General features: G+C 67.3%; 27 protein-coding genes and 1 pseudogene. 9 read left to right on the top strand and 19 right to left on the bottom strand.

Annotation, left to right across the window (positions count from 1 at the left end; all coding sequences use genetic code 11):
* Window positions 1-10: 10 nt before the first annotated feature.
* From HCU64_RS04355 to HCU64_RS04305, 11 genes are all read right to left on the bottom strand, one after another.
* Window positions 11-1576: a formate dehydrogenase beta subunit gene (locus HCU64_RS04355; protein WP_233382528.1), complete on the bottom strand. Its 1566-nt coding sequence runs from the start codon at window positions 1574-1576 to the stop codon at window positions 11-13.
* Complete coding sequence (locus HCU64_RS04350; RefSeq protein WP_233382527.1) at window positions 1573-2046, bottom strand: formate dehydrogenase subunit gamma; 474 nt, start codon at window positions 2044-2046, stop codon at window positions 1573-1575. The genes HCU64_RS04355 and HCU64_RS04350 overlap by 4 nt, the downstream gene beginning before the upstream one ends.
* A gap of 98 nt (window positions 2047-2144) precedes the next feature.
* Complete coding sequence (locus tag HCU64_RS04345) at window positions 2145-3107, bottom strand: quinoprotein relay system zinc metallohydrolase 1 (protein ID WP_233382526.1); 963 nt, start codon at window positions 3105-3107, stop codon at window positions 2145-2147.
* A gap of 23 nt (window positions 3108-3130) precedes the next feature.
* On the bottom strand, window positions 3131-3919 hold the full coding sequence (locus HCU64_RS04340) for a quinoprotein dehydrogenase-associated SoxYZ-like carrier (RefSeq protein ID WP_233382525.1): 789 nt from the start codon (window positions 3917-3919) through the stop codon (window positions 3131-3133).
* Between the two features lie 221 nt (window positions 3920-4140).
* Complete coding sequence (locus HCU64_RS04335) at window positions 4141-4713, bottom strand: rhodanese-like domain-containing protein (protein WP_233382524.1); 573 nt, start codon at window positions 4711-4713, stop codon at window positions 4141-4143.
* Between the two features lie 3 nt (window positions 4714-4716).
* On the bottom strand, window positions 4717-5316 hold the full coding sequence (locus HCU64_RS04330; RefSeq protein WP_233382523.1) for a cytochrome b: 600 nt from the start codon (window positions 5314-5316) through the stop codon (window positions 4717-4719).
* Complete coding sequence (locus HCU64_RS04325) at window positions 5291-5641, bottom strand: hypothetical protein (RefSeq protein WP_233382522.1); 351 nt, start codon at window positions 5639-5641, stop codon at window positions 5291-5293. Before HCU64_RS04325 ends, HCU64_RS04330 begins: the two co-directional genes overlap by 26 nt.
* On the bottom strand, window positions 5638-6087 hold the full coding sequence (pedF, locus tag HCU64_RS04320) for a cytochrome c-550 PedF (RefSeq protein WP_233382521.1): 450 nt from the start codon (window positions 6085-6087) through the stop codon (window positions 5638-5640). The genes HCU64_RS04325 and pedF overlap by 4 nt, the downstream gene beginning before the upstream one ends.
* Window positions 6088-6128: 41 nt before the next feature.
* Entirely contained in the window at window positions 6129-6554 is a 426-nt protein-coding gene (locus HCU64_RS04315; protein ID WP_233382520.1) for a hypothetical protein, read from the bottom strand.
* Window positions 6551-7252 carry a pentapeptide repeat-containing protein gene (locus tag HCU64_RS04310; protein WP_233382519.1) on the bottom strand — a complete coding sequence of 234 codons (702 nt, stop codon included), beginning with the start codon at window positions 7250-7252 and terminating at the stop codon, window positions 6551-6553. Before HCU64_RS04310 ends, HCU64_RS04315 begins: the two co-directional genes overlap by 4 nt.
* A 126-nt stretch (window positions 7253-7378) precedes the next feature.
* Complete coding sequence (locus HCU64_RS04305) at window positions 7379-9193, bottom strand: PQQ-dependent methanol/ethanol family dehydrogenase (RefSeq protein ID WP_233382921.1); 1815 nt, start codon at window positions 9191-9193, stop codon at window positions 7379-7381.
* A gap of 494 nt (window positions 9194-9687) precedes the next feature.
* Here HCU64_RS04305 and HCU64_RS04300 point away from each other — a divergent pair, with 494 nt between their 5' ends.
* The 4 genes from HCU64_RS04300 (at window position 9688) to HCU64_RS04285 (ending at window position 15431) form a co-directional block, all read left to right on the top strand.
* On the top strand, window positions 9688-10341 hold the full coding sequence (locus HCU64_RS04300) for a response regulator (RefSeq protein WP_233382518.1): 654 nt from the start codon (window positions 9688-9690) through the stop codon (window positions 10339-10341).
* A gap of 134 nt (window positions 10342-10475) precedes the next feature.
* A complete protein-coding gene (locus HCU64_RS04295) occupies window positions 10476-12467 on the top strand; it encodes a glycosyltransferase (protein ID WP_233382517.1) in 1992 nt (663 codons plus the stop codon).
* On the top strand, window positions 12464-13555 hold the full coding sequence (locus HCU64_RS04290; RefSeq protein ID WP_233382516.1) for a glycosyltransferase: 1092 nt from the start codon (window positions 12464-12466) through the stop codon (window positions 13553-13555). Before HCU64_RS04295 ends, HCU64_RS04290 begins: the two co-directional genes overlap by 4 nt.
* Window positions 13556-13949: 394 nt before the next feature.
* Window positions 13950-15431 carry a GumC family protein gene (locus HCU64_RS04285; RefSeq protein ID WP_233382515.1) on the top strand — a complete coding sequence of 494 codons (1482 nt, stop codon included), beginning with the start codon at window positions 13950-13952 and terminating at the stop codon, window positions 15429-15431.
* A 10-nt stretch (window positions 15432-15441) separates the two neighbouring features.
* Here HCU64_RS04285 and HCU64_RS04280 read toward each other — a convergent pair whose 3' ends face one another.
* Entirely contained in the window at window positions 15442-16245 is an 804-nt protein-coding gene (locus HCU64_RS04280) for a polysaccharide deacetylase family protein (RefSeq protein WP_233382514.1), read from the bottom strand.
* A 68-nt stretch (window positions 16246-16313) separates the two neighbouring features.
* Between HCU64_RS04280 and HCU64_RS04275 the strand changes: the two genes are divergently transcribed.
* Window positions 16314-17153 (top strand): WecB/TagA/CpsF family glycosyltransferase, encoded by an 840-nt coding sequence (locus tag HCU64_RS04275; RefSeq protein WP_233382513.1) that lies wholly within the window; start codon window positions 16314-16316, stop codon window positions 17151-17153.
* On the opposite strand, the gene HCU64_RS04270 is transcribed toward HCU64_RS04275, so the two are convergent.
* From HCU64_RS04270 to HCU64_RS04255, 4 genes are all read right to left on the bottom strand, one after another.
* A complete protein-coding gene (locus HCU64_RS04270; RefSeq protein ID WP_233382512.1) occupies window positions 17140-17745 on the bottom strand; it encodes an NUDIX domain-containing protein in 606 nt (201 codons plus the stop codon). The genes HCU64_RS04275 and HCU64_RS04270 overlap by 14 nt on opposite strands.
* 109 nt (window positions 17746-17854) lie before the next feature.
* Window positions 17855-18100 carry a sulfurtransferase TusA family protein gene (locus HCU64_RS04265; RefSeq protein ID WP_233382511.1) on the bottom strand — a complete coding sequence of 82 codons (246 nt, stop codon included), beginning with the start codon at window positions 18098-18100 and terminating at the stop codon, window positions 17855-17857.
* Between the two features lie 75 nt (window positions 18101-18175).
* Entirely contained in the window at window positions 18176-18532 is a 357-nt protein-coding gene (locus HCU64_RS04260; protein WP_233382510.1) for a hypothetical protein, read from the bottom strand.
* Between the two features lie 137 nt (window positions 18533-18669).
* Window positions 18670-20040: a glutamate--cysteine ligase gene (locus tag HCU64_RS04255; protein ID WP_233382509.1), complete on the bottom strand. Its 1371-nt coding sequence runs from the start codon at window positions 20038-20040 to the stop codon at window positions 18670-18672.
* A 327-nt stretch (window positions 20041-20367) separates the two neighbouring features.
* Between HCU64_RS04255 and HCU64_RS25570 the strand changes: the two are divergent.
* Window positions 20368-20427 (top strand): annotated as a pseudogene (locus tag HCU64_RS25570) (SEC-C metal-binding domain-containing protein); the annotation flags it as partial.
* Window positions 20428-20515: 88 nt separating this feature from the next.
* On the opposite strand, the gene HCU64_RS04250 reads toward HCU64_RS25570, so the two are convergent.
* Window positions 20516-21268, bottom strand: coding sequence for a 16S rRNA (uracil(1498)-N(3))-methyltransferase (locus HCU64_RS04250; RefSeq protein ID WP_233382508.1), 753 nt, complete (start codon window positions 21266-21268; stop codon window positions 20516-20518).
* Window positions 21269-21549: 281 nt separating this feature from the next.
* Here HCU64_RS04250 and HCU64_RS25565 point away from each other — a divergent pair, with 281 nt between their 5' ends.
* Together HCU64_RS25565 and ubiA are read left to right on the top strand one after the other, a co-directional pair.
* Window positions 21550-22188, top strand: a complete 639-nt coding sequence (locus tag HCU64_RS25565) for a hypothetical protein (protein ID WP_442785902.1) — start codon at window positions 21550-21552, stop codon at window positions 22186-22188.
* A 37-nt stretch (window positions 22189-22225) separates the two neighbouring features.
* A complete protein-coding gene (gene ubiA, locus HCU64_RS04240; protein WP_233382507.1) occupies window positions 22226-23206 on the top strand; it encodes a 4-hydroxybenzoate octaprenyltransferase in 981 nt (326 codons plus the stop codon).
* A 6-nt stretch (window positions 23207-23212) separates the two neighbouring features.
* On the opposite strand, the gene HCU64_RS04235 is transcribed toward ubiA, so the two are convergent.
* A complete protein-coding gene (locus tag HCU64_RS04235; protein WP_442785901.1) occupies window positions 23213-23731 on the bottom strand; it encodes a DUF6101 family protein in 519 nt (172 codons plus the stop codon).
* Between the two features lie 288 nt (window positions 23732-24019).
* Between HCU64_RS04235 and HCU64_RS04230 the strand changes: the two genes are divergently transcribed.
* Window positions 24020-24862, top strand: coding sequence for an inositol monophosphatase family protein (locus HCU64_RS04230; RefSeq protein WP_233382506.1), 843 nt, complete (start codon window positions 24020-24022; stop codon window positions 24860-24862).
* Here the strand turns inward: HCU64_RS04230 and HCU64_RS04225 are convergent.
* Window positions 24846-25064 (bottom strand): AsnC family transcriptional regulator, encoded by a 219-nt coding sequence (locus HCU64_RS04225; RefSeq protein WP_442785900.1) that lies wholly within the window; start codon window positions 25062-25064, stop codon window positions 24846-24848. The two genes, HCU64_RS04230 and HCU64_RS04225, sit on opposite strands and share 17 nt — an antisense overlap.
* Window positions 25065-25125 lie beyond the last annotated feature (61 nt).

Below are 25125 nucleotides of genomic sequence, written 5' to 3'. Positions count from 1 at the left end.
CGTGTGTTCCTCACTCGGCGGCGACGGGGAAGGACTGCTGTCCCGGGCCCGTGAAATCTTCGGGGAAAAAGTTGATCGCGCTCATCACCGGCATGGGAGTCAAACCCCCCATGGCGCAGAGCGATCCATCGGTCATGACCTCGCAGAGGTCCTTGACCAGCTCGACATTGGCCTCGGCGCGGTCGCCAGAGATGACCTTGTCCATGGTCTCGACGCCGCGCGTCGCGCCGATGCGGCAGGGCGTGCACTTGCCGCACGACTCGGCCGCGCAGAACTCGAAGGCGAAGCGGGCCTGCTTGGCCATGTCGACGGTGTCGTCGAAGACCACGATGCCGCCATGCCCGACGAGGCCCTTCTTCTCGGCCATCTTCTCGTAGTCGAGGGGCGTGTCGAGCAGGCTGTCGGGGAAGTAGGCACCGAGGGGGCCACCGACCTGCACTGCGCGCACCGGACGACCGGACAACGTGCCGCCGCCGAAGTCCTCGATGACCTCGCGGATGGTGATGCCGAAGGCGTACTCGATCAGGCCGCCCTGCTTGATGTTGCCGGCGAGCTGGATCGGCAGGGTGCCGAGCGAGCGACCCATGCCGAAATCAGCATAGGCCTTGGCGCCGTGCTCCATGATCCACGGCACGGCCGTGAAGGTCATGACGTTGTTGACGAGCGTCGGCTTGCCCAGGAAGCCCTTGAGTGCCGGGATCGGCGGCTTGGCGCGCACGATGCCGCGACGTCCCTCGAGGCTCTCGAGCAGCGAGGTCTCCTCGCCGCAGATGTACGCACCAGCGCCCAGCCGGACTTCCAGATGGAAGGTCTTGCCGCTTCCAAGAATGTTCTCGCCGAGCACGCCCGCCTTCACGCCGTTGGCGATGGCGTCCCGCATCGTGCGGAAGGCCTGCGGATACTCGGAGCGGCAGTAGATGTAACCGCGGGTCGCGCCGGTGGCGACGGCGGCGATGGTCATGCCCTCGATCAGGTTGAAGGGGTCGCCCTCCATCATGATCCGGTCGGCAAAGGTGCCGGAATCGCCCTCGTCGGCGTTACAGACCACGTATTTCCGCTCGTCCTGCGCGAGCATCACCGTGTTCCACTTGATGCCGGCCGGGAAGCCGGCGCCGCCGCGGCCGCGCAGCCCCGAATCCTTCACCTGCGCGACGACGTCCTTCGGCTCCATCTTCAGCGCGGCCTCTAAACCGCGATAGCCGCCATGGGCGCGATAGTCTTCGACCGAAACCGGATCGACCACGCCGCAGCGGTGGAAGGTGATACGGTGTTGACGCTTGAGGAAGGGGATTTCTTCCGGATTACCGAGGCGGAGCGTGTGCTCGCCACCCTCGTGCAGGCCGGCGTTGAGCAGGCTATCGACATCGGCCGGCGTCACCGGGCCGTAGGCGATGCGGCCCTCGGCCGTCGCGACCTCGACCATCGGCTCCAGCCAGAGCAGGCCGCGGGTGCCGGTGCGGACGATCTCGACGTCGAGGCCGCGCTGCTCCGCGCCGTTGAAGATGGCGCGGGCGACGCGGTTGGCGCCGAGCCCGAGAGCGACGGCGTCCTGCGGGACGTAGATCTTGATGCTCATGCCCGCGACTCCTTCAGCGCCGCTTCGAGGCTGTCGGCCGTGAGACGCGCGACAGGCTCCTCGCCGATCATCGCGGCGGGGCCGTTGGCACAGAGGCCGAGGCAGTAGACCGGCTCGACCGTCACGTCGCCGTCGGACGTGGTGCCGTGCCAATCGACGCCGAGACGCTGCAGGATTTCGCCATGCAGCTTGTCCGAGCCCATGGCCTGGCAGGCTTCAGCGCGGCACAGCTTCACGTGGTGGCGTCCGGCCGGCGCCTTCCGGAAGTCGTGGTAGAAGGTGATGCAGCCGAAGACCTCGGCCTTCGACAGGTTCAGCGCATCGGCGATGATCGGCACTGCCGCCTCGTCGACGTAGCCGAACTCTTCCTGCAACGCGTGCAGGATCGGGAGCGTCGCACCTTCGAGATGCTTGTGCTCGGCGACGATCCCAGCGGCGCGGTCGGCGCTCCAAGGCTCGGGACTTGCCATGCTTTCCAACCCAAATTGGTCTTGTTCTAAAGGCCAATTGAACAGGAAGAGCGATATAATTCAATCAAGCGGACCCGTCGCTTGACAGGGTATTTTTGTTAAGCGCGCTCGGTCTGTGGAAGGCGGGTGGCCTCAAGGGCCGGCATGAGGTGCATGACCGAGCGTGCATATTCGTAATTCGCGACCGCAATTCCGTCGGTCCAGGCGGGCAGGGGCACCGCCATCAGCTCGGTAATGTCGAGGCCGCGCTCGAAGCCATCGTCTATCTGCGCCTCGATGGTATCGAGCCAGCGCCAGGTCTGCTCGATGCCGCGCGTGCCGGCCTCGACTGGGCCGTGTCCGGGCACCAGCATCTTGTGGCCAATGCCCTTCAAGCGCTCCAGCGAGCTGCGCCAGGTATCGATCTTGGCGTCCGGTGTGGTGGCCGCGCGATCGAGGAAGACGAGGTCTCCGGGGAATAGCAGACCTGTGCTCTCCTCATAGAGACAGAGATCCTCGCTGGTATGGCCGGCGAGCGGCATCAGCCGAAAACTGCGGTTGCCCACCGTCTCGACGCCTTCCGCTGCCTCGCGGCCAGGCTGGGGGACGTCCGTTCCGCGCATCCAGTCCCCGGCGACTCGGTACATCGCATTGGTCAGGTCGTTGCCGACGCGCTTGAGGTCGGCCGTCAGCGTCTTGCCCGCCGAAACCGTGCCGCTCTCGAAGGCAGTCGCCCCGAGCACGTGATCGGTGTGGTAATGCGTCAGGTAGACGCGCACGACCGGCTTGCCCGTCAGCTCCGTCGCCTTGGCCTTCAGCGCCTCGCCGTAGCGATGCGAGGGGCCGGCATCGATCAGCACCGTGCCTTCGCTGGTATCGAAGATGGTGATGTTGGCGATGGCGCCGCCATTTTTCGACGTGATCGGCTCCGGCAGGCCGTAGATCGTCCAGACGCCGGGCGCGATCGGCACCGGGTTCAGGCTGTATTTGAGGGAGGCCGCTTCCGACGCCCCCGGAATCACGGGCAGCGTCGCGGCGGCAAGGCCGAGGGCGAGCCATTCGCGGCGGTTGATGCCGGGCATGAGCGATCCTGCTGTCGTCGAGGTCACAGGCGGCCCTCCCGCATGCGCGTGGCCGCGGCCGGAATCGGGATGGCAGCCTTGAACTCGCCGCCGTTGTTGTCGCGCGCCGAGACTTTGAGAAGCTCGCCGTCCTTCGGCATCGCGGGAAGGAGCGTCAGGGTCGGGTTGGCGGCGATGGCCTCGCTGAGCTGCAGCTTGGCCAGAGGCGCGCCGCTCGCATCGCTCACGTTCAGGGTCTCGATGAAGAAGGCCGGGATGTTGGCGATCATGCCGTTATCCATGGGGTGGAGCAGTCGCATCCGCACGCGGGCGCCGCCATCCGCTTCGCGCCAGGCGCGTGCCCGGATCTCGCCGAGATGCTCCCAATCCACTTTGGCGATGACCGCCGGAGGTACCGAGCAGCCGCCGCCGGCCGCGTCGAGATATCGTCCGCCGACATACCAGGTGTCGCCCTGCCGGGCGGCCGCACGGACGGGCGTGCCCTGCTCGATCTTCTGGCGGTAGGCCACGAAGGGCTGAGCCGCGATCGGCTCCATGCGCAGGGGCTGTGGGAAGGGATGCAGGTCGACGATGACCAGGATCTCGTCGACCTGACCGAGGGCGCGGGCATCGATGGTGATCGGAACCTGGGTCTGGTTTTCAGTGACCGGCGGCAGGATCACCTGCACGCGTTCGTCGAACACCACCGCGCGTCCCGAGAGGTAGCGCTTGGAGAGGTCGCTCCACATCGGGGAATCGAGGGGATCACGCGTCGTGGTCTCCGCCGCCACGGCCATGGCCGGTGCGGGCGGTTTGCGGAATGGGACCATCATGGCGGCGTCACCTCGTCCATTCTCGTTCCGGCCCTGCGCAGGTCAGCAGGTGTCCTGGCATGGCCAGCCTGCATCATGCTGCGACAACCGTTGCGCGTCATCCAACCCATTGGTCGATGATGACACAGCCATTCATTGTCTCTACCGACTGATCGGTAGAAGTGCGAGTCGGCCTCGGCAAGAATTTTATTGCCGGTTCGCGGTGCCATCTGCCGCCTTGCTCAATGGCCCGCCAGCGCGGGGACCGGAGGGGGCGTCGCCCCAACCAGGGCGCGGTCGGCGTCATTCCAGCCGTCGCTGCCATCGGCGTACCAGTAGACACGGCTGTAGCCGAGTTCAGCGGCTCGTTTCACCGCGTTCCACGACATCCAGCAATCGGCCTTGCAGAAGACGATCAGCGGCTTTGCCTTGTCGCCTTTCGTGAGCCGGCTCAGCTCATCGGTGAAATAGGCTGCGAGCCGCGGTTCGACGTAGCCCGTGCCTGTATTGGGGAGCCACGTCGCGCCGGGAAGGGTCTCGTGCTTGTCGACCATGCGCCATCCGCCGGTGGCCGGATCGTAGCCGCCGCGCTGGGGCATCACGTCGACGAGGATAGCGCCCTCTTTCGTGAGCGCGTCGACGTCCGCGGTCTCGACCCGCTTGCCGCCCTGAACCGGCAGGTTCACCGGCGAGCGGTAGTTCTGCATCCGGTAGCCGGTGGTCTCGTCGTTGTCGAAGGCGCTCAGCTCCGTGCCGGCCCCGAGCAATGTGAGGCAGGCGATGCCGATGGCGGCGGCGAGCAGGCGCGACTTCATGAACTACCCCGGCGTCTGTGTCGGGCCTCGTCCGCCGAGTATCCGCCCGAGCGTGGCGTCGCCGGCGCGGGTCTGGTGGATCAGCGCGGCGGCGACGTGCAGGGCGATCGCTCCGGCGAGCACGAAGGCAAGCGAGTCATGGAGCTTGGAGCTGATCTCGTAAAGCAGCTCCTGCTTGGTCTCGAAGAGCTTGGGGATGACGGGTAGCCCGAAGACGGCAACCGGCCGCGCATAGGCGAGGGAGCGCAGGATGCCGGTGATCGGCATCAGCAGCGTGGCCGCCATCAGGAAGCTGTGCAGCACGATCGCACTGCGTCGCTCCCAGTGGCGATGTGGCCCGGCGGGCTCGGGAAAACCCTCGTGGCAGCGCCACGCGACGCGCAAGAGCGCCAGCCCGAAGACGAGCATGCCAAAGGATTTATGGATCTGCACGGCAGGCGCCTTCCCGGCGCCAGACGGCAGGGTCTGGAGCCAGAAGCCATAGGCCAGGAGGCCGAGCACACCGAGGCCGACGAGCCAGTGCAGCAGAAGCGTCGGCGCGCTTAAGCGCCTGCCGCCGCTTCGGGAGGCCGCGATGTCAGGGGTGCTCGCGCCGATGCTCATCCTGCTCCACCGGTCTCATGTGATGGAGGTGCCGGAACTCGCGCTTCTCCGTCACCATGGTGCAGTCGCGTTCGTCCTCGCTGTCGGGGCAGAGGATCTCGACGCCGTCCGGGTAGTGCGCGACGTTCTCACAGGTCGCGAAGAACCGATCCTTCCCATCCTTCTCCGAGATCTCGAGACCACTGGTCCCGCATTCGGTCTTGAGGAGGAGCATCCGCCGGATCTGATACTCCTTGATGGTGGCCCGAGCGGTGACCGGCCACGTGATCGCGAGCAGGAGGCCCGCAATCACCGGAAGCGTGCGATCGAAGCGGACGCCGCTCAATTGACCTTCGCCGCCAGCGCCGGGTCTTTCGCGGCTTCGCTCTCGACATAGGTCCGGATCGCCCAGATCGCCTCTTGGCTCAGGATTTCGCCGAAGGGAGGCATCCGGTAGCGGCCGTCACGCTGGGCGCCGCCGCGCACGCGGGTCAGGAAGTAGACGTCGGTCGCCTCGCTCTTCTCGAGCTCGCGCAGATCCGGGGCCATGCCGCCAGACTTCGCATCGAGTCCGTGGCAGCGGGCGCAGTTCTTGTTGTAGCCCGACGCGCCTATCTCCACGGCCTTGGCGTTGCCCTCGTAGGGATTCTTCTCGCGATCGGTATCGCCGAGGGACTCGAGCCCGGTCGTATCGATCGGAGAGGGCGCGCCGTCGCCATGGGCGTGGACGAGGGCCGGGGCCGCGATCAGCAGCGGCGCGCCGATGACGATGGCCTTCAAGAACTTGGACATGGTCGCGAACCTTCTTCTTGTTGCGAGGGTCTTCGGTCGGATCAGCTCATCGGGTCGAGCCAGATGCGCCAGGTCTCGGAGCCGCTGACCTGAAGCGAGTAGGTCCCGGGCTTCTCGATGAGGTAGGTCGAGGTACCGCCGCCCCCGATGTGCAGGTTCTGGACGATGCCGCCCTGCGCGTCCTTGAGGTACATGACGAAGATCGGCCCATCGCTCTCGTAGCGAAGCACGGTCGGGGCGGAGATCTCGAAGTTCTCGGTCTGGGCCGTCAGGCGCCCCTGCCAACGCGGCGGCGTGAGCAGGTTGGTGAGCTTGTCGTAACAGCGCAGCCGGTCGTGATCGTCTTCGACGGCGCGGCACTTGGCGAAGGCGTGGCGGACATTGGCGTCCGCCCCGGGATCATTCGCGAAGGCGTCACCCCCGAGCACGACGACGAGACCGAGCAGCGAGACCGTGGCGGCTCTCACTGCGCCTCCTTCGCGTCGCTTTCATCATGCTGGGGCGCGGGCGTCTCGGGATAGAGTTCCCAGACCGGCTTGTCGCTCTGCCAATGCACCGGGCAGCCGGTGCAGTTCGGCATCCACGCGTCCTGAAAGACCGCGAAGCGGATCTTGGCGCCGTCCATCACGGCGCCCGTCAGGTTGACTTCGTAGAACTTGGCCTCCTGCAGGTCGGTGTTGACGAATTTCGCGCCGACGAACTGGGCCCGCTTGGCCTGGACCATCTCGAGGTCGGCCACCGTGAAGTCGGAGCCGCTGAAGTCACCGCCGGCGATGCGCGCGTGGTCGAAATTGGCTCCGATGAACGAGGCGTTCTTGGCCTTCACGCCTTGCATGAAGGCGATCTGGAGCTGGGCGCCGCCGAGGTTAGCACCGTCGAGCTTCGTCCCGCGCAGATTGGCACCGCGCATGTCGGCGCGCGCGAGATTGGCTCCGGTGAGGTCGGCGCCGCCGAGATCTGCATTCTTGAGGTCGGCGTGACGAAGGTCGACGCCGGGGCACTTGGCCTTCGGTGCGATGGTGCAGCCGTTGATGACCCAAGGGTCGGGACGGTCTTCCTTATTGACGATGACGTTTTGCGCGAAGGCGGGGATCGGGGCGGCGATGCCGAGGCAGAGGCCGGCGATCGTGATGGCGCGCGGCGGGACATGACGACGGGCCGACATGGGTCAGCTCCTGAAAGGTGACGCGAAAGACGATTGACCGGGCCGTTCGAACTCTCCCGGATTTCGGCTGCCCGGAACGGGAAGCCCGGGGATGCGAGCGGCATCCCCGGGCTCGAGTTCACGCGATCACTCGGCGGAGGCCGTGTCGGTCGGCAGTTCGAAAACCCAGAACGAGCCGCCCTGCGAGACGAGCTTGGTCTGGTCGGCCATGTCGCCGCCCCACAGCGGCACGGCGCCGCCGTAGCCCGACGAGATGCCGATGTACTGCTTGCCATCCATCTCCCAGGTCGTCGGGACCGAGACCACGCCCGAGCCGGTCTGGAAGGCCCAGAGCTCCTTGCCGTTCTTGGCATCGAAGGCCTTGAAGAAGCCGTCCGAGGTGCCCTGGAAGACGAGGCCGCCCTTGGTCGTCATCGAGCCGCCCCAGAGCGGCATGTGCTCCAGATGCTCCCAGACGATCTTGCCGGTCTTCGGGTCGAGGGCGCGCAGGGCGCCGACGTGTGTGTCGAACTTCCGGTGGATGCGGAAGCCCTGGCCGAGATAGGCCGAGCCGGCCTTATAGGTGACGTTCTCCGTCCAGTAGTCTTCCTTCCAGTCGTTCGACGGGATGTAGAACAGGCCCGTCTGCTGGGAGTAGGACATCGGCGACCAGTTCTTGCCGCCGAGGAAGTTCGGCGTCACCTCGATCGACTTGCCCTTGGTCTGGCCCTCTTCCGGCATCGGCGGACGCTGGCCCTCGACCTCGATCGGACGGCCGGTCTTCAGGTCGAAACCCTTGGCCCAGCTGATGTCCTTCACGAAGGGATAGGCGGCGACGAGCGAGGTCGGCTTGTTGATCTGGCCGTCACGGGCGGTCAGCTTGTCGGTGTCGGTCAGGAAGAAGAAGCCGTTGCGGTCGGCATGGGCGCCGAGACGCATCTTCTTGCCGTCCTTCTCCATGTCGAAGAGGATGATCTCGTTGTTACCCGAGAAGTCCCAGGCGTCGTTCGGGGTGTGCTGGAAGAAGCCCACCGGCTCGCCCGTCGACGGCTCGATATAGACCTGACCCGAGGTGTAGAGGCTGTCGCCCGGGGACCGGTAGTGGGTGTTCCACGGAGCCGGGTTGCCGGTACCGATGATGAAGGTGTTGGTCTTCTCGTCGTAGACGCCGGTCTGCCAAGGAGCGCCGCCACCGTGGTGCCAAGCCTCGACCTTCTTGCCGTCCTTCTCGGGCCAGGACGGAGCCTTGGCATCGCCCGTCGTCACGGAGTCCTTGCCGTTGAGGCGACCCATATGGCCCTCGACGAGGGGGCGCATCCAGATCTCTTCGCCGGTCTCGGGATCGCGGCCGTAGAGCTTGCCGACGGCACCGAACTCGTCGCCCGAATTGCCGTGGATCAGGAAGACTTTGCCAGTCTTCTTGTCCTTGATGATGTTCGGAGCGCCGGAATACGCGTAGCCGGCGGAGTGATCGTCGAACTTCTTGCTCCAGACCACCTTACCGGTCTTGGCATCGAGCGCGTACATCGAGGCATCGAGCGTCCCGAAGTAGATCTTGCCGTTGTAGATCGCGGCGCCGCGGCTCACGACGTCGCAGCAGGGACGGATGTCGTCAGGCAGGCGTGCCGCGAAGCCCCAGATCTTCTTGCCGGTCTTGGCGTCCAGCGCGAAGATGCGGGAGTAGGAAGCCGTGATGTAGACGATGCCGTCGTGAATGAGCGCCTGGCCTTCCTGGCCGCGCTGCTTCTCGTCACCGAACGAGAACGACCATTTCGGCTTCAGAAGACCGACATTCTTGGTGTTGACCTTATCGAGCGTGCTGTAGCGCTGGGCCTTGATGCCCATGCCGTACATCAGCACGTCGTTGTTGGTGTTCTGGTCGTTGAGGATGTCCTCCCAGGTCACGTTGCCGGCGGAGGCCTTCTGGGCCGTTTCGGCCGAGGTCGGGCCCGCCAGCAGCATGCCGGACAAGATCAGCGACGAAGCGGTGGCAAGCATCAGCGTGCGGGGCGTGCGCCCCGCGGTCTTCCAGGCCATGCGTCTCTCCCTCCCGGTCTTGATCACGTGGTCGGACCGGCTGTTGGCGTTGATGGTTTCGCGTCGATGGCTCGACGTCGCAGTCTTGGATCGTCGTGCTCCACCGCCAGCGTTGCGGTTTGCACCTGGGCCGGCATTGGAAGCGGCCTCGATGCAACCTATGACGGAAGATCAGGCAATCGCATCCTAACTTTTGGCCATAAGGCTTATTGAGTTCTTATCATTGGGAACATTGCGCAACATGAGTTGCCAGCAGTCAATGTCCGAAATACTTCTTGGAAATAAGCGATTTGTTAAAATCGAAAGCCTTGACGGCATTCGTGATGCGCGAACTATTCTACGTTGCGCCACATCTATCGACCGATGGACCGGTCCGTTCCGCGCCATGGCGATCGGAACCGTCGACCAGGGAGCCTCCCGTGCACTTCATCCTCGTCGACGACCATCCGCTGTTCCGTGAGGCGCTGCGCAGCATGATCCGCCTCGGCCTTCCTCACGCGAAGATCGACGAGGCCGACTCGATTCAGGCCGCCAAGATCGCTCTCGGCGATCGGCCGACGGTCGACCTGATCATGCTCGATCTGTCGATGACGGGCGTCACGGGCTTCGACGGGCTGATGTCCTTGCGCATCGCCTATCCGCGCATCCCGATCGTGGTGGTCTCGGCGCTGGACGAACCCCGGATCGTACGCGAGGCGCTGCAGCTCGGTGCTGCCGGCTTCGTCCCGAAATCGTCCGGCAAATCGGTCTACATGCAGGCGATCCAGGAGATCGTCAGTGGCTCGATCTTCGTGCCCGCTTCCGTGAACTTGAGCATGGATCGCACCGATCCACGCCGGCACGAGGCACCACGTCCCGCGGAGCGGATACGCACTCTGACCCCGGCCCAGATGAACGTCCTGACCCTGATCAAGCGGGGCAAGATCAACAAGCAGATCGCCTATGAGCTCGGGATCGGCGACTCGATGGTGAAGGCGCATGTCTCCGAGATCATGCGCAAGCTCGGGGTGAGCAACCGGACGCAGGTCGCGATCTGCGCTTCCTCGCTCGACTTCGACCGGGTCGGCCTCTGACGGAGCGCTCCGCCGCCGCCAAAACCCCGCGACGGCTTTTCTTTACGGTTCTCCTCGCATTATCGCGTCTGCACGCCACGGCCCTCGAGGCCTGCCGCGCGGTCGCGACGTCCGCGTCCGGGAACCGAGACGGCATGAGCCAAGGGCCAGCTCCCCCCGCCGACGACCACGGCGTTGCCGACTGGCCCATGGGCTCCGAGCCGGCGCTGCTGCCGGATTCCCTGCCGGATGGCCGCCCGTGGCCATGGATTACGGTCACCGTCGTTCAGGACGAGCAGGATGCCGACTTTCCGGCGACGCTCGCCTCGCTCGAAGGGCAGGCCTATCCGCGGCTTCGCCATCATATCCGCGAGGTCGCCTCGGCCGAGCTCGATCACGCGGACTCGGTCGATGCCGAATACCGGCTCTGGCTGCGGGCCGGCGACCTCCTGGCGCCGGGGGCGCTCGCCGCACTCTGCCTGGACGCGGTTTTGTCGGATGCGGGCGCGGTGGCCGGCCTGCGCGTACTGTTCGCGCGCGGCGTCCACGGCCTCGACCTGCTCGGGCCGCCGGGCGCGATGTCGTGCGAAGAGGGGGCGCCTGTCGGCTACGGCGACATTCTGGTTTCGCGCGAGACCCTCGCTCGTCTCGGCCTCCTCGCGAAAACCGCCCTGTCATCCTCGGTAGACCTCTGGTCCCGTCTGGCGGGCGCCGGTATCCGGACGTCCCGGATCGGGCGGCCGGTCCTGCTTCGGCGCGAACCGGCGGTTAGCTGTCCCCCGTCCGGACGCTCGATCGTGTCGCTCACCGATCTCGGCTATGGCGGCGGGGCCGGCATTGCCCATCGCCGCCTCACGGAGGCGCTGAATCTGGCGGGGCACCGGATCGCCCATCTCAGGCTGGCCGACGAGTCGCCGCCGGCCGCAGCCGAGTGGAGCGACCGCTTTCCGCGCACCGAGGCGGCAATTCTTGGCGGCGGCCACGACCTCGTGCTCGCGGGCAACCTCCACGGAGCGACGCGGGGCGGAGGCCTCGTCGGGCGTCTGGCGGCCGCGCTGCCGATGGCGATCGCCCTGCACGATCTCTTCCCCCTGACGGGGCGGTGCGCACATCCCAAGGATTGTGAGGTCATCGCCAGCGGCTGCGACGGGCGCTGCCCGACGCCTGCCGAATATCCGCAACTCGCTCCGGACCGCATTGCCGGCGCCTTTGCCGAAAAGCGGCAAGCCCTTTCGGCGCCACTGCTTCTCGCCAATTCGGATTGGACTGAGGCCCGTGCCCGTGCGCTCGCGCCGAACGGCACCGCCATCGCTCCTGTCCAATTGGCTTTCCCGACAGGCGTCTTTCGCCCGCGCGACAGAGTCACGCTGCGCCGTGAGCTCGGCTTGCCCGAGAGCGACGTCCTCGTGGTGTTCGCCGCGGTCATCGCCGATGCGCCTGACAAGGGTTTCGATGATCTCGTCGCCACCATTGCGCGTGTGGCGCGACCGGGTGTCGGCTTCGTCGCGGTAGGGCGCCTCGACAATCCCGCCGTGTTCGGCCTTTCCGACCTCCACGCACCTGGCCTGATCGGCGACGAGGAGACGCTGGCGCAATGGTACGCGGCCTGCGACATCTATCTCACGGGAAGCCGGCTCGAGACCCTCGGCCAGACCCCGATCGAGGCCGGCTTGTGCGGCACGCCGACCGTGGCCTACCGGGCCACTGGCCTGACCTCGGCGGTGATCGACGGAGTCACCGGGCTGCTCGTCGAACCGCGCGAGGGCGCGCTGGCCCAGGGCCTCGACCGGCTGATCGTCGACGCGGCTCTTCGGCGCCGCCTCGGCGCCTTCGCCCGTATCGTGCTGGAGAGCCGCTTCAGCCACGCGGCCTGCGCCGTTTCCCTGCACGACGCCCTCGCCGGCTGGCCGGGAATGCCGGGCGTTACGCCGGAAACACGGCTGCGTTTTCGCCCCGAGATGCTCCGGCAATTCGCCTTCGCCAGGGACCGGCAGGCCGGCGCGAGCGGGCTCGTCGCCGCGCCGTCGCGGCCCGCGATCCGCCTGTTGCGCCGGGCAAAGCAGGCCGTGTTTGGCCGCGGCATGCCGCTCTGGATGCGCAGGGCGCTCTACGCCGCCGCCCTGCTCCGCCGTAGGGTCTCCGGATGACAGCCGCTTGCACTGCGCCACGCCGCATCTACGTCGACCAGACCAACATCCGCGGACCGGTCACCGGGATCGAGCGCGTGGCTCTCGACCTGTTCGTCCCCGAGCGCCTCGCGCCGCACGAGGTGCGCCTGCTGCGCTCCCCGAGCCTCGCCCGGATGATTCTGGATCAGCAATTCGGCCTGCCGGCGCGCGGTCTCGCCGATCCCTCGGCGCTCTTCGTGTTTCCCGGCTTCCCACCGGGACCGCTCGCCCTGGCGCTCGGCCGGCGCTGCGTGACCTACATCCACGACACCTTCCTGGTGACGCGGCCGCAGGATCTGAACTGGCGCGCGCGCGCCTACATGGCGCCGAGTTTCGCTCTGGCCGCTCGGTTCGGCCGAACCTTCCTCGTCAATTCGCGCACCACAGGCGAGGACCTTCGCAGGCTGTGCCGGCGCGACGCGCTGGTGGCGCTTTTGCGGCCGGCAGTAAGCGACGTCTTCGGCCTCGGCGACCTCGCCGGACCGGCCACCTATGTGCTAGGCGAACCCCTGCGGCTCCTGGCGATCGGCACGGTCGAGCCGCGCAAGAACTATCCGGCTGCCGTCGCCATCACCGCCGCACTCAACGCGGCCGGCATTCCTGCCGAACTGCACCTCGTCGGCCGGATCGGCTGGGGGCGGCACGACTTCCTCGATGCGCCGCCGCCCTTCCTCACACTGCACGGATATCTCGACGATTCCGGCCTGCGCAGCCTCGCGGGGCGTTGCCACATGCTGCTCTCGACGGCGAAGGCGGAAGGGCTCGGCCTGCCGCTTCTCGAGGTCCAGCACGGCGGCCTGCCTGTGGCGGCGCCTGTGGCCCCGGTCTTCTCCGAGGTGCTGGGCTCGTCCGGCCTGTTCATCCATCCGGAGAGGCCGGAGGAGGCGGCCCGGGAGCTTCTCGGCTTCGCCCGTTCCGGTCGCCTTGCGCAGGCTGCCGCCTTCTCCCGCAACAACGTCGCCCACTGGAACGCCCGCGCATCCGACGATTTCGCGCGCTTCCGCGCCTTCCTGGAGAGGGACGCTTCAGCCTACGGCGACCCCGCGGGCATCGTCTCCCCGACCTGATGGCGCAGCCGCCGGGCCAAGATACGCGTCTACATGGCACAGCGTATTAACTACGTACCGACTGTACAGCCAACGCAAGTCGAGCAACAAGTCTGACTTGTTCCAAGTCGGCACACATGAGACGGCCAGACCTGGACTCTTCGAGCGCCGAAAAATGGTTAATATTATTTCCGCAAATTGCCAAATCGGTCTCTGACATCGCAGCAAGGCCACAATCGCGTGGATATGTCGGGTTTCAGTGCGAAGATCGTCTTGGCATCTGCCTTGCGCATGGTTTCCCATTCGTTGCCGGAACGTGCCGCAGCGGCACAGAGGGCAATGAATCGAGACCATCGCCGACCCGCCGGCGGTCCCCGTGGCCGAACGGTGCAGGTCGAACCGAGGCAAGAGTGAAATGTTCGATTTCGCCAGTCCCCTGCGCGGCGAACCAGTGAGGATGGTGATGGCCGAGCCGGCCGCCCCCGGCCTCAGCTTGTCCTCGGCCGCCCGGCGCCTGTGGCGCGGTTCGGGCTTCATCGTGCTGTCCGGCCTGTTCATGGTGGCGGCTGCGGTGGCCGTGCTCGGCATGCTCACCCCGACCTACGTCTCGAGCATCCAGATCCTGATCGACCCGTCCGACCTGCGCAGCGTCGACAACGACGTCACCGTGCGCTCGCCGCAATCCGACGCCGGCGTCTCGCTTGCCGAGAGCCAGACCAAGGTGATCCAGTCGGACAACGTTCTGCGCCGGGTCGTGGCCAAGCTCGGGCTCGATCACGACGAGGAGTTCACCAAGCCCGACACGACCGGCCCCTTCGCCTCCTTCGTGAAGAACGCGCTCGGGATGATGCCGCCTGCGGCCAGCCGCGACCCCGTCAACATGGCGCTCGACACCCTGCGCCAGAACGTCCTGGTGCGCCGGCCGGAGCGGACCTTCGTGATCGACGTCCAGGCCAAGTCGAAGGATCCCCAGAAGGCCGCCACCATCGCCAATGCCATCGGCGACGCTTATTTCGAGGAAGAGGCCAATGCCCGGACCGAGGCGGCCAAGCGCGTCTCGGACTCGCTCACCTCACGCCTGAACACGCTGCGCGAGGCGCTGGAGGAGGCCGAGGGCAAGGTCGCGAACTATCGCGCGACCAACAAGCTGGCGACCTCTACCGGTCGTCCGTTCAGCGACCAGCAGCTCGGCGACCTCAACCAGCAGCTCGTCACGGCCTCGATCCGCACCGCCGAGGCGCGCTCGCGGTTCGACCAGGCCAAGAAGATGTCGGCTGGCGATGCCGGCACGGCGCTGCCGGAGATGCTGCAATCGCTGGAGATGCAGGCCCTGCGTCAGCAATACGCGACGCTCTCGCGCAATACTGCGGAGCTCGCGACCCGTCTCGGCTCCCGCCATCCGGCCATGGCCGAGATGGAAGCACAGCAGCGCGACCTCCAGCGGCTGATCCAGATCGAGAAGACCCGCATCATCGAGTCGACGCGCAAGGATTACGACCGCGCTGCGGCGAGCGAGGCGGCGATTCATAAGAACATCGACCAGGTGAAGGCCGACCTCTCGAAGACCGACCGTGCTAGCGTCGGCCTGCGCGAGCTGGAGCGTGCCGCCGATTCCCGGCGTAGTGTCTACGAGGCCTTCCTCAAGCGCTCGCGCGAGGCTGGCGAGCAGGAACGGCTAAACAACACGAACGTGCGCGTCATCTCGACCGCGACGCCGGCCCGCGTCCGCGCCTGGCCGCCCTCGCCACGGATCGCCCTCCCGGTCGCTCTGGTGCTCGGCCTGCTGCTGGGCGGGGCAATCGCTCTGATGCTCGGAGCCGACCGTGACCGCAAGCGCGCCCGCAAGGCGCGGCGCCCGGCGCCGGATACGCGCAGCCTGAGGGCGGCCGATGCCTAAGCTGACGTGTTCACTCGGTCGCGACGAGACCGTGATGGCGCGCGGCCTCGGCCACCGTCTTCACCGGGACACCGTGCTCGGCCAGCAAGCTCAGCGTCTCGTCGAGGAGGCGCGGGGTGACGCCCATCGGGGTCGGCTCGTCCGCGACGTCGTGCGCGTACAGGATCAGCCAACCCCGGCGCGCTACCGTCCTGCGCACGATCCGGCTCAGCCGGTCGCGATCCATCACGGAGTCGAACAGGCCGTAGGCGCCGAGCATGGCGGGGTCGACGCGGCCGGCATTCGGATGCTCGTAGATCGTCCGGCAGGTGTCGAAACGCCGGCCGAGCATGCGCTTTTGGATCAGGCCGACATCGCCGAACGGATAGCAGAAATTGCGCGGCGCCCGGCCGCAGATCTCGGCGATCATGGCGCTCGACACCTCGCATTCCCGCAGGAGGTCGAGCCCGTGCAGGGACTGTACGTTGACGTGTCGGGCCGTGTGGCAGCCGATCTCGTGGCCGGCCTCCGACAATTCGCGAATGCGCGCACGGTCGGCGACGCGCCAGTAGCGGTCCTGCCGCCCGCACAGAGCGGTCGCGACGAAGTAGGTCGCACGCATGTCGTGCCGTCCGAGGATCTCGGCGCCCGTCGTGGCTGCGCTTTCGGGCACGTCGTCGAAGGTGATGCTGGCGACCGGCCCGTCTCCGCGCAGCGTCCGGCGGTGTCCGGGCACGGCACGGGCGAGAAGCCGCCAGAGCTGCCGGTCGCGGCCGCCCGACCAGCCTCGTTCGATCGTGGCCATCGCCTTGCCGTTCAGAGCCCGCTGGTCCACGTCGCGTTCAACGCGCAGCCGGAGACCGGATGGCCGCGGTCCAATGCCGTTTCGTCGGGATCGTCAACATGAGTGTTCGCCTGTTCGGGACGACGTTCACCACGGCGAGCGCCGACGAGGTGCTCGACGCTGCAGCTGCGCTGCCGCACACGCGTCCTCGTCTCATCGTCACGGCCAATGTGGACCACATTGTCATCCTGGCCGAAAACGCAGCGTTTCGAAAGGCCTATGACGGGGCAGCAATGCGCACGCTCGACGGCATGCCGCTGGTGTGGCTGGCCCGTCTCACCGGCTCGCGCATCGTTCGCCGCATCACAGGCCACGACCTCATCGCTGCCGCTCTCGCGGCTCCTCAGCCGAGCGAGCGCCGGGTATTCGTGATCGGGTCGAGCGATCTCGTCGGCACGCGGGCCGCCGCGGCCTTCGCAGCGGCCGGGCTGGCTTCAGATGCCGTCGCCGCCACGACGCCGCCCTTCGGGTTCGAGGAAGACGAGGCCTATTCGCGCCGCTTGGCGGCCGAGATCCGTGCGCATGGCACGACGCTGCTCATCCTGGGTGTCGGCGCGCCGAAGTCTGAGATCTGGGTCGACCGCTACGGATCGCTTCTGGGTAGCCCGGTGACCCTGGCCGTCGGCGAGGCCCTGAACGTGGCCACGGGGCTGGTGCCGCGCGCACCCGTCCTGATGCAGCGGATGGGCCTCGAATGGTTCTTCCGGTTCCTGCACGCGCCGCGCAGGCTGTTTCCGCGCTACTTCCTGCGCTCGTGGCGCTTTCTCAGGATCGTCGCCGCCTCGCGCGGCCGCGACAACCTCGATGCAGCCCTGGGGCGGGGCCGCCGGACGTCGTCCTGGTCGCCGTCGGGTTTCATCCGCGACAGGGCGGCGCCACTGCCTGTCAGGCCGGAGTAACGAGTTCGGGCCGGGCAACCGCGACCCGTCCGAACAGGCTCGGGTGACGCAGCCGGAGCGCCAGGACCAGGGCGAGCGTCTTCATGTCGGTGATCTCGCCGGCATCGCTCATTGCGGCGAGGGTCGAGAGCGGCATCTCGACGACTGTGATGTCCTCGCCCTCCTCGGCCAGCCCCCCACCCTCGCCGATCCTGTCGCCTTCGCGATAGGCGCCGAGGAAGAGCTGCATCCGCTCCGTCGAGATGCCCGGCATGCTCCAGACCGAGGCGACCGGCTCCAGGCGCCCGAGCCGCAGCCCGGTCTCTTCGTAGGCCTCGCGACGGGCGCCGTCTTCGGCATCGGTCTCGTCGAGCAGGCCGGCCGGCGCCTCGATGAGATCGGTGACGCCTTCCGCATAGAAGAGCGGCGCGCGAAATTGCTGGATCAGCAAGGCGACCCTGCGCTCGGGATCGTAGGGCAACACGCAGACCGCCCGTCCATGGTCCTCGACCTCGCGGCTGCGGCGCGTGCCGTCGGGCATGGTCAGGTCGGCGACGAGTACGGTGCTCCAGCCCTCGTGGACAGTGCGGGTGCCTCGGATCGAGGGGGCCATTGCGTCTCCGGTGATGGCTACATCCGGTGCGTGCCCTAGAGGGCGATCCGTGCGCCAATGAGGCAGCCGAGCGCCCGGCGCGCGAAACCTCGGGGAGTGTGGCTTTCTTTCAACCCTGCGCGCGGATCACGAACCGCGTCACGGCGCCATCTCGCGCCTGCGACTCGACACGGGCGCCCTCCTCACGCGCCGCGTTGGGGACGTCGATCGCCGCGAGCGGATCGGTCGCGGTCACCGCGAGCCGGGCACCGGGCTGGAGGCCGCGTAAGGCCTTGCGGGTCCGCAGAGCGGGCAGGGGACATTTGAGGCCGGTCAGATCGAGGGCGATCGGAGGAGCCTCCGAGACGTCGGGCATGGCCGGCCATAACACGAAAAGCTCCGCGGACGGCTTTCACCGTCGGCAGAGCGAATCGGCGTCGGGTGGCCCGGCTCAGTAGCCGTAGGGGTAATAGCCGTAGGCCGGATACCCGTAAGCCGGGTAGGCATAGGCCGGCCGGCGGTAATACCCGTAATCGTAGTAGCCGTAGCGCGGAGCTGCGCTCGCGGCGATGGCGCCACCGATAATGCCGAGCGCCGCGCCTGCGGCGAGGGCTCCGCCATAGCCGCCCCGGCGGTAGCCGTAATAGCCGCCCCGGCGCCAATAGACGTGATCGACGCTGGTGTTTACCCCACCGACCTGAGTGCCGTTCAAGGCCGGAAAGGGAGCCGCCTGGGCTGCAGGAAGAGTTGCAGCCGTCATGCCCGCTGCAGTCAGGCCGGCAAGCGCGAAGGTGGTGAAGCGCGACATGGAGCGTATCTCCGTCGGGTGATCAAACCGACTTAACAATTCGCATCGGCCCTGCGGCGTTCCCAACCCTGCTGGACTGTGCGGAGCCATGTGCCTCTGCGCACGTCGCAGAGCGCCGCCAGGGATCGCGAACGGCGTCAGAACGTGCAGGCGTCGAAAGCCGGTTCGACGGATTTCTGCCAGGGGCCATCGTAATCTGCGAGGCGGTCCTCCGCATGGGTGCGGCCTGCCACAACGATCGCCTCGAGCGGACGCAGGTACACGGTCTCGTCGCGTCCGGTGCCATCGCGTCGTGCACGGGCTTGCAGCCCGGCGCGGCTGATCGCCAGCGCCTCGGCGGCCACCGCTCCGATGCTCTTGCCGGCCAGCGACGTGGCGAGGCCGAGCCGCGGCACCGTTGCCCGTGCGCATTCACGATCCTCGGCGCTCCAGCCCTTCACGAGGTCCCAGGCCGCATCGAGCGCAGTGGGGTCATAGAGCAGGCCGACCCAGAAGGCGGATTGCGCGGCGATCATCGCCGGGTTGCCGACATCGGAACCGCGCATCTCGAGGAACCGCTTGAGGCGCACCTCCGGAAAGACCGTCGAGGCATGGTTCGCCCAATCGGAGACGGTAGCGAACTCGCCCGGGAGCTGGTCGAGCCGTCCCTGCATCAGGCTCCGGAACGATGCGCCGGAGACGTCGTGATAGGTCTGCCCGCGCTTGATGAAATACATCGGCACGTCGAGCAGCCAGTCGACATAGCCTTCGTAGCCGAACCCGTCCTCGAAGGCCTGCGGGAACATGCCGGTGCGGTCGCGGTCGGTGTCCCGCCAGATCTCGGAGCGGCGTGAGAGGAAGCCGTTCGGGCGTCCGTCGGTGAAGGGCGAATTGGCGAAGAGCGCGGTGGCCACCGGCTGCAGGGCGAGAGAGACGCGGAGCTTCTTCACCATGTCGGTTTCAGCGGAGAAGTCGACGTTCACCTGCACGGTGGCGGTGCGGAGCATCATGTCGTGGCCGAGGGTGCCGACCTTCGGCATGTAGCCGTGCATGATCCGGTAGCGGCTCTTCGGCATGAGCGGGGTCTCTTCCCGAGTCCATTTCGGGCTCATGCCGAGGTCGAGGAAGCCGATGCCGAGGGGGTCGGCGGCGCACATCAGGGCGTAGAGATGCGCGCGCAGCTCGCTCATCGTCTTGTGAACGTCGGGTACCGGCGCACCCGACAATTCGAACTGGCCGCCCGGCTCGATGGAAATGGCGCCGCCGCCGCGGGTGCTCGCCAGACCGATGATGTTGCCGGCATCGAGGATCGGCTCCCATCCGGTCTCGCGGCCGAAGCCTTCGAGCAGCCTCCGGATGCCGCGCTCACCCTCGTAAGGGACCGACGTGTGGGTGTCGCGGTAGAAAGGAATCGCCTCGTGCTCGGTGCCGATCGCGAACTGTTCCGGAGGTTTCTCCCCCACGGAGAACCATTCGATCAGCTCGGCCCGCGTGGTCAGCGGCGTCGTATCGGAGGTATCGCGCGCCATGCGCAGGCTTCCCGGTCGAAACAATCGGACGAAACGGGCGAGGCGCGCGAGCCCGCAGCGTCGTGCCGCGGAGAAGACCGCGACCGGCCCGACTGAGATGTCGTGTGCTTAATCCACGGCGCAAGTCCGGACAACGCAGGGCTGGTTGCCGAGGTTGCCGCCGCTTGCTTCCGACGACGGCTCCATCTACGCCGCTTGCCCCCCAGCAGAGGAGGCGACGATGGCACAGCGTAACCGTCACGACGATCTGGCCTGCTTTCGAGGTCACGTCTAAGCGTCGAAAATCCTTTTCCGAGCGAGAGCCGGGTCAAGACCGGTATTCGCGTCGTGCATGGCGACGTGGCGCTCGAGGAAAAGCTCGGCCGCAACGATCCCTGCCCCTGCGGCTCCACGAGGAGCTTTCAAGCGCTGCTGCATGCGCTCGGGCCGGCACGACGGAGTGAACCGTCACAGCTACGTCCGCGATCGTTGAGGCTCACCGCGCGTCGCCGAGCACGGCCTGGACCAGGGCCAGCACGGCGACGGCCGCGGTGTCCGCGCGCAGGATGCGTGGGCCGAGCGAGAGTGCGACGGTGTTCGGGCGCGCCGCGATCCGCTCGCGTTCGTCCGGGCTGAAGCCGCCCTCGGGGCCGACCAGCACGGCGACCGGGGGCGCCGCTGCCGGATCGGCCGCGGCGCGCAACGCCGCCACCGGATCGGCGACCGGGGCATCCTCGTCGCAGAACACCAACAGGCGAGCAGGCTCCAGGGCGTCGAGCGCCTCGGGCAGGCGGGCCGGCTCGGCGATGTCGGGAATTGTGAGGATGCCGCATTGCTCGGCCGCCTCGATCGCGTTGGCGCGGAGCCGGTCGAGCTTGATCCGCTCGCCTTGCGTGTAGCGCGTGAAGACCGGCCGGATCAGGCCGGCGCCCATCTCCACGGCCTTCTGGGCCATGTAGTCGAGCCGTCCGGTCTTCAGCGGCGCGAAGAGATAGTGCAGGTCGGCCGGCGCCGACTGCGGCCGGGTCTGCTCGATCAGCGCGAGGTCGGCGCTCTTGCGGCCATTGGGCCTGATCTCGGCGCGCCACTCGCCGTCGCGGCCGTTGAAGAGGTGGACGCCGTCGCCCTCGCCCTTACGCAGCACGGTGAGCAGGTAGCCGGCCTGGGCCCGTTCGAGGGGCAGCACGAGACCCTCTCGGAGGTCCGCCTCGACATAGAGCCGGGGTGCGGTGAAGTCGTAGGCGGCCATCCCGCTTCCCTCGCGTGAGGCTCGATCCGAGTCAACGCGACCGCCGGTGATGCGAAAAGATCACGCGGCCCGGCTTTCGGCCAAGTCGGGCTCGTCATCCCCCTTCCGATGACCGCGACGCGATTGCCGCCACAATCCTGTGCGGAATCGGCCGTCATCACGGTCGAGAAAGCCATCCAGGAGGACCGGGCGCCGCGAGCGCCGATCCGATCGGACAGGCAAAGCCGAATTCCGAAGGGCCCAGACCCACGGGAGCGGCGGGGGAGAGGGATACAAGGGTCATGTCGAACAGGATGCCGAAGGGGCTCACGTCGTCGAAAACCGTCCCGGCCGTGCTCGGGGCGCTGGGCCTCCTGCTCGCGGCAGGCCCGGCTCTCGCGCAGCAGAGCATGTTCCAGCAGATGCCCGAATCCCCCGCGGATGCTGGTGCGGCTGCCCCGGCCCAGTCCGCTGCTGCGGCCCCCCCCTCCATGTCCATGGGAATGGGCGTCCCGGCTCCGTCGCCGATGGCTTCGCCCGCGGCGAGATCGGTCGGCGGTCAGGGCAATGTCGATTGCAACGCGATCCAGCACACCCTGAACGAGCGTAAGGCCCTCGTCGCCAAGGCGAACGCCGCCTCGCAAAGCAAGCAGAAGATGACTCCGGCCCAGGCCTGCTCGCTGTTCGGCAAGCTCTACGCCAATGGCGTCGCCGGCATAAAATGGATCTCGAGCAACAAGGAATGGTGCTCGATCCCGGATTCCTTCTCTACGGGCTTCAAGGCCGACAACGACAAGGTCGGCGGCATCAAGACCAAGGTCTGCGGCATGGCCTCCCAGGTCACGAAGATGGAAGCTCAGGCCCGCGAAGGCGGCGGCGGCGGCCTGCTCGGTGGACCCGGCCTGTCCGGCAGCTTCAAGATGCCCCAGGGCGCGCTCTGAGCGCGCCCTTTGCTGAGCCGCTGAAGTAATCGAGTTCGTGCCCTCCGGCGAACGCACGGAGGCGAGCCGCGGTGATCTGCCCCCTGCCGGCCAGGTCGCCGACGCGGTCGCTGGCCATTGGGCCGACCACTGGGCGCCGCGCGGCTGGCGCCCCTACCTGAGGCTGGCACGGATCGAGCGGCCGATCGGCTGGTGGCTCCTTGTGCTGCCGTGCTGGTGGTCCGCGGCACTCGCCGCGACGGCCGATGATCGGCTGTTTCCCGATCCCGTTCATCTCCTGCTTTTCCTGATCGGCGCCGTCGCCATGCGCGGGGCCGGCTCGACCTACAACGACATCGCCGATCGCGACCTCGATGGGCGCGTGGAGCGCACCCGCTCGCGTCCGCTGCCATCCGGGCAGATCGAGACGCGAGCTGCCGCCGCCTTCCTGGTGGCGCAGGCGCTCGTGGGCCTCTGCGTGTTGCTGCAGTTCAACGGTACCGCGGTCCTGGTCGGCATCGCCTCGCTCGCGCCGGTGGCGATCTACCCCTTCATGAAGCGCGTGATGCCGATGCCGCAGGCGGTGCTCGGCCTCGCCTTCTCCTGGGGCGCGCTGATGGGCTGGGTCGCCTTGTTCGGGCGGCTCGATCCGCCAGCCTTCTGGCTCTATGCCGGAACCATCGCCTGGGTGATCGGCTACGACACGATCTATGCGGTCCAGGACATCGAGGACGATGAACTCGCCGGGATCAGCTCCTCGGCACGATTGTTCGGAAGCCGGCTCATCACTGCCGTGGGCGTCTGTTACGCCGCCGCCGTGCTGCTCATGGTGCCGGCCCTCTGGCTCGCCGGAGCCGGACTCCTCGGCTGGCTCGGTCTGGCGCTGTTTGCGGGCCATCTCGCCCGGCAGGTCATGAGGCTGGAGCCGCGGGACGGCCTGAGTGCCTTGAAACTATTCCGCTCGAACCGGAATGCCGGACTGATCCTCTTCGCGGGCCTTGCGGCGGATTGCCTCTGGCAAGGCTTCGCCGGAATCTGAACCAGCTCAAGAACGGGCGATGATCTCGTTCTCGTTGCGATAGATCTGCGGGCGAGCCGGCAGGCGGGCGGATTTGCGGCGGACCAGGAAGCGCGGGCGCCGGCCGTTGAGCAGGCCGTGGCGGCGGCGCTGGCGGGTGGTGCCGAGCGCGACCCGGCCGAGCTGGCGGGAGACGGTGCTGAGACCGCCGCCTTCACGGATGATCATGCGCGGCAGGCCGGACTTCGCTGCAAAATCACGCCACAGGGCGACGATGTCGTCCTCGCCGAACGGCCCGAGACGGCTGAGCACCTCGCCGTCGGCATCGACCACGAGCAGGCTGAAACGATCTTCACCACCCTCGTCCGATCCGTGATCGGCAAAGCCGAGAACGATGCCGGCCGCTTCGCCTGGCGCGATCATCGCGAGCGGGCTCGCGGAGAAAACACCGTTCGCCGCGAAAGCGGAGGCGTCGATGCCATCCTGGATCAGGTCGCCCTGCGCCGTGTTATGGCAGTCCTGATCGGAGTGCAGGAAAGTGTTCATCGTGTCGGCGCCCTGTTTCGGCTGGCGGCCTCTGTCGGACCGTCCGTCATGACAAGCACAATTGCCTCGCATCCACTCAAACTGGCTTAAGAGTGAGCGTTAAGCGATCGTGGACATCGCTGTTGTGTCGGGAATGCTCAACGGATCCTTGCGATGATTGGCGCAACTCGATCTTTCGGTTCCCGCGGGCCGTGAGCGGCGATGCGCCACCATCCTTGTGACCGCAGGCGGATGCCGCCTACAACGGACACCTGCTCCGCCCTCCCGCAGCGACAGTATCCGGAACGCATGGCCGACACCGTCTACTCCGCCGAGGCGCGCGCTCTCGCCGCCTCCCTTCTGCCGCGCGTGAGCGAGACCGTGCGCGAGGCAGCGGGGCTCGCGAAGCCGTTCTTTCGCGAGGGTGGACAAACCCGCGCGCGCGTCTGGTCCAAGGCAGGCGGCTCGCCCGTCACCGAGGCCGACGTCGCCGTGGACACCTTCCTCAAGGTTCGTCTCGAGGAAATCGAGCCGCGGGCGGCTTGGCTCTCCGAGGAGACGACCGACGATCCGGTTCGAATCGATAGCGAGTGGGTCTGGATCGTCGATCCGATCGACGGCACGCGCGCCTTCCTGTCGGGCCATCCCGACTGGTCGATCGCAGTGGCGCTGCTGGCTCGGGGCGAGCCGGTGCTCGGAATCGTCTATGGGCCGACGCTGGGGGCGTTCTACGAGGCGACGGCCGGGGGCGGGGCGAGCCTGAACGGCACGCCGATCAGCGCCTCGGCCGTGACCGGGCTCGACGGCATCCGCGTCACTGGCCCGAAGCCGCTTCAGGAGCGGTTGCTGCGCGGCGCCGCCCGGCTCGGGAGCCGGCCGGAACTGACTCGGATCGAGCGCATCCCTTCCCTAGCCCTGCGTGTGGCGCGCATCGCGGAAGGGGCAATCGATCTCGGACTGATCTCAGGGGATTCGCGGGATTGGGACCTCGCCGGCGCGGATCTCATCCTGCGCGAGGCCGGAGGCATGGTCTGCGATCTGGATGGCGAGCCGGCGCGCTACAACCGGCCGGAGCCACGGCATGGGGAGCTGATCGCAGCTCCCAAGGCCCTGTGCGAGCCGACTTTGGCGGCCCTCAAGGCCGCCGGCTGAAGTTGAAGCCGCGGCGGCTCGTCTCGGTCAGGCTGATCGCGGCCGGGCTGGTACCCAGGCGTTCCGCGAGATGCCAGCGCAACTCCTGGCTGGAGTGATAGCGGTACGAACGGTCAATCAGGTGGGTGATGTCGGCCTGGGAGGCGTCGTCGAAGGCGCCCCGCTTCAGGCGTTCCACCCGGAATGTCGCCGCGTCGGTCACGGGCGAGCGCCCGCTATGGCGGGGGGTGTACTCAAACTGCATGTGCGTGTTGTCTTTTCTT

The organism is Methylobacterium sp. C25 (assembly GCF_021352225.1).
GTDB lineage: Bacteria > Pseudomonadota > Alphaproteobacteria > Rhizobiales > Beijerinckiaceae > Methylobacterium.
The sequence above is the reverse complement of the archived record's forward strand: the minus strand, read 5'-3'. Positions and strand labels throughout refer to the sequence as shown.

Excerpts from the sequence above, each read along its gene's own strand:
- HCU64_RS04355 (WP_233382528.1), bottom strand. The coding sequence starts at position 1,576 with ATGAGCATCAAGATCTACGTCCCGCAGGACGCCGTCGCTCTCGGGCTC.
- HCU64_RS04350 (WP_233382527.1), bottom strand. The coding sequence starts at position 2,046 with ATGGCAAGTCCCGAGCCTTGGAGCGCCGACCGCGCCGCTGGGATCGTC.
- HCU64_RS04345 (WP_233382526.1), bottom strand. The coding sequence starts at position 3,107 with ATGCCCGGCATCAACCGCCGCGAATGGCTCGCCCTCGGCCTTGCCGCC.
- HCU64_RS04340 (WP_233382525.1), bottom strand. The coding sequence starts at position 3,919 with ATGATGGTCCCATTCCGCAAACCGCCCGCACCGGCCATGGCCGTGGCG.
- HCU64_RS04335 (WP_233382524.1), bottom strand. The coding sequence starts at position 4,713 with ATGAAGTCGCGCCTGCTCGCCGCCGCCATCGGCATCGCCTGCCTCACA.
- HCU64_RS04330 (WP_233382523.1), bottom strand. The coding sequence starts at position 5,316 with ATGAGCATCGGCGCGAGCACCCCTGACATCGCGGCCTCCCGAAGCGGC.
- pedF (WP_233382521.1), bottom strand. The coding sequence starts at position 6,087 with ATGTCCAAGTTCTTGAAGGCCATCGTCATCGGCGCGCCGCTGCTGATC.
- HCU64_RS04310 (WP_233382519.1), bottom strand. The coding sequence starts at position 7,252 with ATGTCGGCCCGTCGTCATGTCCCGCCGCGCGCCATCACGATCGCCGGC.
- HCU64_RS04305 (WP_233382921.1), bottom strand. The coding sequence starts at position 9,193 with ATGCTGCTGGCGGGCCCGACCTCGGCCGAAACGGCCCAGAAGGCCTCC.
- HCU64_RS04295 (WP_233382517.1), top strand. The coding sequence starts at position 10,476 with ATGAGCCAAGGGCCAGCTCCCCCCGCCGACGACCACGGCGTTGCCGAC.
- HCU64_RS04290 (WP_233382516.1), top strand. The coding sequence starts at position 12,464 with ATGACAGCCGCTTGCACTGCGCCACGCCGCATCTACGTCGACCAGACC.
- HCU64_RS04285 (WP_233382515.1), top strand. The coding sequence starts at position 13,950 with ATGTTCGATTTCGCCAGTCCCCTGCGCGGCGAACCAGTGAGGATGGTG.
- HCU64_RS04275 (WP_233382513.1), top strand. The coding sequence starts at position 16,314 with ATGAGTGTTCGCCTGTTCGGGACGACGTTCACCACGGCGAGCGCCGAC.
- HCU64_RS04270 (WP_233382512.1), bottom strand. The coding sequence starts at position 17,745 with ATGGCCCCCTCGATCCGAGGCACCCGCACTGTCCACGAGGGCTGGAGC.
- HCU64_RS04265 (WP_233382511.1), bottom strand. The coding sequence starts at position 18,100 with ATGCCCGACGTCTCGGAGGCTCCTCCGATCGCCCTCGATCTGACCGGC.
- HCU64_RS04260 (WP_233382510.1), bottom strand. The coding sequence starts at position 18,532 with ATGTCGCGCTTCACCACCTTCGCGCTTGCCGGCCTGACTGCAGCGGGC.
- HCU64_RS04255 (WP_233382509.1), bottom strand. The coding sequence starts at position 20,040 with ATGGCGCGCGATACCTCCGATACGACGCCGCTGACCACGCGGGCCGAG.
- HCU64_RS04250 (WP_233382508.1), bottom strand. The coding sequence starts at position 21,268 with ATGGCCGCCTACGACTTCACCGCACCCCGGCTCTATGTCGAGGCGGAC.
- HCU64_RS25565 (WP_442785902.1), top strand. The coding sequence starts at position 21,550 with ATGTCGAACAGGATGCCGAAGGGGCTCACGTCGTCGAAAACCGTCCCG.
- HCU64_RS04235 (WP_442785901.1), bottom strand. The coding sequence starts at position 23,731 with ATGAACACTTTCCTGCACTCCGATCAGGACTGCCATAACACGGCGCAG.
- HCU64_RS04230 (WP_233382506.1), top strand. The coding sequence starts at position 24,020 with ATGGCCGACACCGTCTACTCCGCCGAGGCGCGCGCTCTCGCCGCCTCC.